The 5944-nt window shown below is 74.5% G+C and carries 5 protein-coding genes; 1 reads left to right on the top strand and 4 read right to left on the bottom strand.

The genetic code is table 11. The features are described from left to right. Nucleotides 1-2554 (top strand): SDR family NAD(P)-dependent oxidoreductase (locus MTQ10_RS26895; protein ID WP_247472792.1); only part of this gene is annotated, 2554 nt, incomplete at its 5' end. 67 nt (nt 2555-2621) lie between these two features. On the opposite strand, the gene MTQ10_RS26890 is transcribed toward MTQ10_RS26895, so the two are convergent. Genes MTQ10_RS26890 through MTQ10_RS26875 form a run of 4 tightly spaced genes read right to left on the bottom strand, consistent with a single transcriptional unit; the run spans nt 2622 to nt 5908 of the window. Next, nucleotides 2622-3383, bottom strand: a complete 762-nt coding sequence (locus tag MTQ10_RS26890; protein WP_247472790.1) for a thioesterase II family protein — start codon at nt 3381-3383, stop codon at nt 2622-2624. After that, on the bottom strand, nt 3376-4503 hold the full coding sequence (locus MTQ10_RS26885; protein WP_247472789.1) for an HAD-IIIC family phosphatase: 1128 nt from the start codon (nt 4501-4503) through the stop codon (nt 3376-3378). Before MTQ10_RS26885 ends, MTQ10_RS26890 begins: the two co-directional genes overlap by 8 nt. Further along, nucleotides 4496-5641 (bottom strand): acyl-CoA dehydrogenase family protein, encoded by a 1146-nt coding sequence (locus MTQ10_RS26880; protein WP_247472787.1) that lies wholly within the window; start codon nt 5639-5641, stop codon nt 4496-4498. The genes MTQ10_RS26885 and MTQ10_RS26880 overlap by 8 nt, the downstream gene beginning before the upstream one ends. Nucleotides 5642-5650: 9 nt before the next feature. Then, nucleotides 5651-5908, bottom strand: a complete 258-nt coding sequence (locus MTQ10_RS26875; protein ID WP_247472784.1) for an acyl carrier protein — start codon at nt 5906-5908, stop codon at nt 5651-5653. Nucleotides 5909-5944: the final 36 nt, after the last annotated feature.

Below are 5944 nucleotides of genomic sequence, written 5' to 3'. Positions count from 1 at the left end.
GTCCAGGTGGCCGATGCTCGGCTTGAGGGAGCCGAGGACGCACGGGGTGTCCCGGCCGGGCCCGCACGTGCTGGCGTTCTCCGCGGCCGACCCGGCCGCGCTTGAGGCGCTGACCGTGCGGCTCCGCGACCATCTGGCCGCCCACCCGGAGCTGCGCCTGGCGGACGTCGCGCACACCCTTCAGCAGTCCCGCGGCCGGTTCGCGCTGCGCCGGGCCGTCGTCTGCCGTGACCTGCCGGACGCGGTGGCCGCGCTGTCCGACCCGCGACGGCTGCTGGACGGCGAGACCAGCCGCTCCGACGCCCCCGTGCGGCTGGCCGTCGCCGACGGTGTCCCCGACGCCTGGTGGTCCGGCCTCGCCTCGGCGACGGCCGCCCTGGCCGGGCAGCAGGCGCCCGCGGGTGCGGGCCGGGAGACGGCGGAACGCCTCGTGCGGGAGCTGCTGGCCCGGCTCGGGGTCCGCGTGGTCACCGACCCGGCCGCCGACGCCGTCGACGCCGTCCTCGGTGACGGCCCGGCCGAGGAGTGGCCGGCCGCCGCGCTCGCCCGGCTGTGGCTCGCCGGGGTCCGCGTCGACTGGTCCGCGCTGCACCGCGACGCCGACGGCACCCCCACCGCGTACCGGGTGGAACTGCCGACCTACCCGTTCCAGCGGCGCCGCTACTGGACCGACACCCGACCCGCCGCGAGCCCGGCGGCCGGTGACGCCGGGACCACGGGCTCCGCGGTCCGCCGTGTCGACGACACCGGCGCGTGGACGTATCTGCCGACCTGGCGGCAGGAGCCCGTCCCGGCCGGCGACCTGGACGCGCGGCTGCGGGCCGCCGGGCCGTGGCTGGTGCTCTCCGGCGACGCCCGCGGCGAGGCGCTGATCGCGCGGCTCGCCCGGGCCGGCGCCGAGACCACCGCGGTCCGCCTCGCCGACGGCTTCGACATGGACGACACCGGCGACTTCACCGTCGGCCCCCGCCCCGCCGACGACCTGCCGGAGGTGTTCGGTTCGCTGCTGGTGGCGCCGCGCACCGTCGTGCACGCCTGGAGCCTCGCCGCCCCGCCGGACGGGCAGACGGCGGACGCCGGTCCCATGGCCGTCTTCGAGGCCGCGCAGGAGCTGGGCTTCCACAGCGCGCTCGCCCTGGCCGGTGCCCTCGCCGACAGCCCGGCCGGCGGCGAGACCGAGCTGGTCCTGCTGACCTCCGGCGCCACCGGCGTCACCGGCGCCGACCTGACCCGGCCCGAGCACGCCTCGCTGGCCGCGCTCGCCCCGTCCCTCGCCCAGGAGAACCCGGCGCTGCGCTGCCGCAGCATCGACGTGGACGCGCCGCCGCTCCCGGCCGCCGGGGACGCCGCCGGTGTGCTCGCCGACCGGCTGGCCGGGCACGTCCTGGCCGCGGCCGTCGCCCCGCACCGGGGGCCGCTCGCGGTGCGCGCCGGGGAGACCTGGCTGCGCCACTACGAGCCGGTACGCCTGGACACGCCGGCCAGGCCGCTGTTCCGGGAGGGCGAGACGGTCCTGATCACCGGCGGTCTCGGCGACGTCGGGCTCACGCTGGCCCGGCATCTCGCGCAGACCTACCGCTGCCGGCTGGTGCTGACCACGCGGGGTGCGCTGCCGCCCCGCGAGGAGTGGCCGCTGCACGCCGACGGAGAGAGCCGCACCGCCCGCCATGTGCGCAATCTGCTGGACCTGGAGGAGCGCGGCGCCGAGGTGCTGGCGGTCTCCGCCGATGTCGCCGACCTGGAGCAGATGCGCCGGGCGGTGACGCTGGCGGTGGAGCGGTTCGGCGGGATCGACGCGGTCGTGCACGGCGCCGGTGTGCAGGACCCCGCGTACTTCCGCGCCGCGCATCTGTCGGACCGGGAGATGTGCGCGGCCCACTTCCGCGCCAAGGTGGGCGGCTTCCATGTGCTCCAGGAGGTGCTCGCCGGGCACTGCCCCGAGCGGCGCCTGACCCTGTCGTCGATCGCCGCCGTCCTCGGCGGTATCGCGCTCGGCCCGTACGCCGCCGCCAACGCCGCGCTGGACGCGTTCGCGCGGGCCGCCCGCCGGGACGGCGCGGGCGTCTGGACGAGCGTCGACTGGGACACGTGGGGGGTCGATCCGGCCCGCTTCGACGGCGAGCTGGTGATGCGCCCGCACGAAGGCGTGGACGTGTTCGAGCGGGCCCTGGCCGCCGGGGACCGGATCGGTCAGGTCGTCGTCTCCACCGCGTCGCTGCGGGCCCGCCTCGACCAGTGGGTCACCGGTGCCGGCCGGCCTGCCGGGCAGCCGATGCAGGAGCGGCGGGAGCGGCATCCGCGCCCGCAGCTCAGCACCCCGTACGCCGAGCCCGCCGACGAGCTGGAGGCGTCGCTGGCCGAGGTGTGGGCGTCGGTGCTGGGCCTGGACCGGGTGGGCGCCGACGACAACTTCTTCGAGCTGGGCGGCCACTCCCTGCTCGCGATCCAGGTCGCGGGCCGGATCCGGGAGACCGTACGGGCCGGGCTGCCGGTCACCGCGATCGTCGAGCACCCGACGGTCCGGGAGCTGGCGGCAGGGCTGCGGGAGAGCTGACCGCCCCGAGGGGAAACAGGTGGGGGCGGGACCGTCACGGTCCCGCCCCCACCGGCGTTCTCGGCGCTCACAGCCAGGGCTGGAGTGCCGCCGCGATGTGCTTGTGCGTCAGGTCGGGCTGCTCCAGGGCGGCGAAATGGCCGCCCACCAGGGTGCGCAGCGTGAAGCCGGCGCGGGTGTGCGCCTCCCAGGCCGCGGTGTCGGCGACGGAGGCGCGCGGGTCGTCCGTCGCGGCCAGCGCCGTCACCGGCACGTCCAGCGGATCGCCCGGCACGTACCGGTAGTTCTCCTTGACGGTGAAGTCCGCACGGAACGGCGTCACCACCATGGCGAGCAGTGCCTGGTTGGCCAGCAGCCACTCGGGGGTGCCGCCGAGCCGGCGCAGCAGCCCGGCGATCTCCTCCAGGGACATGTCCCGGATCGGGCGCAGCCCCTCCAGCCCGCCGCACAGCGGGGGCGCCCCGCAGCCGGACACCAGCAGGTGCACGGGCCGCGGGCCGCCCAGGGCGTCGATCTCCCGGACCAGTTCGAACGCCGTCATGGCGCCCAGGCTGTGCCCGTACACGGCGTACGGGCCGCCGCCCGCCCCGGCGACGTCCGCGAGGACGGCCGGGGCGAGGTCACGGACCAGGTCCCGCATGTGGGCGTACGGCTGTTCGCGGTGGCGGCCCTCCCGGCCGGGCGGCTGCACCGGGCACACCGCCAGTCCGGGCACGGCGCCCAGCCACGAGCGGAACGCCGAGGCGGAACCGCCCGCGTGCGGCAGGCAGTACAGGCGAACCGGGGCGTCGTCCGGCCGGTACGGGAACCAGCGCTCCGCGTCAGTCATCGCCGCCGTCCACACCCGTGGCCGGGGCGTCGTCGTCCGCGCCGGACACGGCGTCCACGATCTCCAGGTCCACATACGGCGGCGGGTCCTGGAGGTTCGTCAGATCGGCGCCCAGCACCACCCGGTCGCCGTCCCGGCTCACCTCGGTGAACCCGCTGAACGCGTACGTGATCTGCATCATCCGGTTGCGGCCGGTCTCCACGAAGTCCGCGTGCAGCGCGGCCCCCGCGTCCCGGGCCAGCCGCATGATGTGGTTCAGCAGCACCATGCCGACCCCGCGGGACATCACCCGGCACGACATCAGCAGCATCCGCAGATGCCACACCGGGCCGGAGCGTTCCACCAGCGCCAGGCCGATCTTGCCGTACGAGCCGAACCGGTCGGTCAGCGAGGCGACCAGCAGCAGATGGTCCGGGGAGCGGCGCAGCTCGTCCAGCTCGTCGTACGAATACGTACGGCCCGTGGAGTTGAGCTGGTTGGTGCGCAGCGTCAGCTCCTCTGCGCGTTGAAGGTCGGCGCGGCGGGCCGGCGCGATGGTGAACCGCATGCCGAGGCCGGCGAGGAACTCCTCGTTCGTGCCGACGAAGTCCCGTGCCATCTCGTCCCGGGTGAGCTGCGCCCGGTACATGGCGCGGCGCTGCGCCGACTCGTCGGTGACGAACCGGGGCCGGAACTCCGGCCGCAGCAGCACCTCGTCGACGTCGGCGGCGTCCACGCACATCACCTCCGGTACGACGGAGGCGACCTCCTCGCGTTCGAAGGGCTGGTCGTCGACGAACGCGAACGCGTCCAGGCCGAGGTTGAGGGCCTTCGCGATGTGCCGCACCGAGTCGGACTTGGCGTTCCAGCCGATCTGCGGGTAGAGGAACAGCTCCTCCAGGCCCAGTTCGCGGAGCTTGGCCAGGGCGGTGTCCGGGTCGTTCTTGCTGGCGATGGAGTGCAGCACGCCCATGCGGTCCAGCCGGCGGATGTGCTCCACCACGTGGGGTCTCGGCGTGACCTGGGCGTCCTCCAGCAGGACGCCGTCCCAGAGGGTGTTGTCCAGGTCCCACACCACGCATTTGATGCGGCCCTGCACCGGCTTCTCGGCCAGTACGGCGACCGCGCCGGGCTCAGTCATCGGTCCTCCCCGTGTACGGACTGCGGAAGGCCTCCTCGGCAATGGTGATCCGCTGGATCTCGTTGCTGCCCTCGATGATCTCCATCACCTTGGCGTCCCGGTAGAAACGGGCCACCGGGGAGCCGGGGGCGCAGCCGAGCGCGCCGTGCACCTGCACGGCCTCGGAGGCGTGCCGGGCGGCGGCCGTGGAGGCGAAGTACTTGGCCACCCAGGTGGCCATGAGGGTGGCGGAGTCACCGGCGTCCTTGAGCCGGCCGGCCTCGGCGACCAGCAGGCGGGCCGCCCGCACGTCGGTGACCATGTCGGACAGCTTGGAGCGGATCAGCTGCCGCTCCGCGAGCGGCTGCCCGCCGGTGGTGCGGCGCCGGGCGTGGCCGGCGCAGGCCTCCAGGCAGGCCTGGACGATGCCGACGCTGCCCGCGGCGACGCTGTAGCGGCCGAGGTCGAGGACGCCGGTCAGCACCATGCCGCTGGTGAAGCCGCTCGGGCCGAGCAGGGCGTCGGGGCCGAGGAGGACGTCGTCGAAGGTGATCCGGGCCGGCATCGACGCCCGTGTGCCCAGCATGTCGTCGATGGCCTCGACGCGGACGCCGGGCGCGGTGCGCGGCACCAGGAACGCGGCGATGCTGGTCCCGGTCCTGGCGAACACCAGGAACAGGTCGGCGCGCGCCCCGTTGGTGATCCATGTCTTGACGCCGTTCAGCAGCCAGTTGCCGCCGTGCGCGGTCGCCGTGGTGGTGATGCCGACGGCGTCGCTGCCGGCGCCGGGCTCGGACAGGCAGAACGCGCCGAGGACGCGGCCCGCGGCCAGGTCGGGCAGCCAGCGCTCCCGCTGTTCGGCGGTGCCCCAGCGTTGCACGGCCCAGGACGCCATCGTGTGGACGGTGAGCAGGCTGCGCACCGAGGAGCAACCACGGCCCACCTCCTCGTGCAGTTCGCCGAGCCGGACCATGTCCACGTCGGCGCCGCCCGCCTCGGCGGGCAGGAACGGCGCCCACAGGCCGGCTTCGGCGATCCGGTCGAGCAGGTCCTGCGGTATCGCCCCGTCCCGGTCCCAGCGGTCCGCCTCGGGCACGATGTACGTGTCCACGAAGGACCGGACCGCGGACCGGTCGAGGGTCGGCAGAGCAGTCGTCATCGCGGGCCCCTACGCGGCGCTCGCCGTGGCCGCCAGGCGGCGCTCCACCAGCTCGGACATGGCGGCGATGGTGCGGAAGTTGTCGATGCGCAGCTCGTCGTTGGGCAGGGTGACGGCGAACTCCTTCTCGATGAACATCACCAGCTCCATCGCGAACAGGGAGTTGATGAACCCGAGCGAGAAGATGTCCTGGGTGTCGGTGAGTTCGGCCTGCGGGTGGCGGCCGGTGATGAACTCGCGGATACGGGTCGCGTGGGTGTGCGCCATGACTGTGCTCCTAGAGGGAAGGGCTGTCTCTTATAC

This window comes from Streptomyces sp. XM83C, from assembly GCF_023072675.1.
GTDB lineage: Bacteria > Actinomycetota > Actinomycetes > Streptomycetales > Streptomycetaceae > Streptomyces > Streptomyces thermocoprophilus.
Note: the sequence above shows the minus strand (reverse complement) of the source record. Positions and strands in the feature narration are given on the sequence as shown.

What these genes read in the sequence shown, in the direction of transcription:
- MTQ10_RS26890 (WP_247472790.1), bottom strand. Translation starts at nt 3,383, where the DNA reads ATGACTGACGCGGAGCGCTGGTTCCCGTACCGGCCGGACGACGCCCCG.
- MTQ10_RS26885 (WP_247472789.1), bottom strand. Translation starts at nt 4,503, where the DNA reads ATGACTGAGCCCGGCGCGGTCGCCGTACTGGCCGAGAAGCCGGTGCAG.
- MTQ10_RS26880 (WP_247472787.1), bottom strand. Translation starts at nt 5,641, where the DNA reads ATGACGACTGCTCTGCCGACCCTCGACCGGTCCGCGGTCCGGTCCTTC.
- MTQ10_RS26875 (WP_247472784.1), bottom strand. Translation starts at nt 5,908, where the DNA reads ATGGCGCACACCCACGCGACCCGTATCCGCGAGTTCATCACCGGCCGC.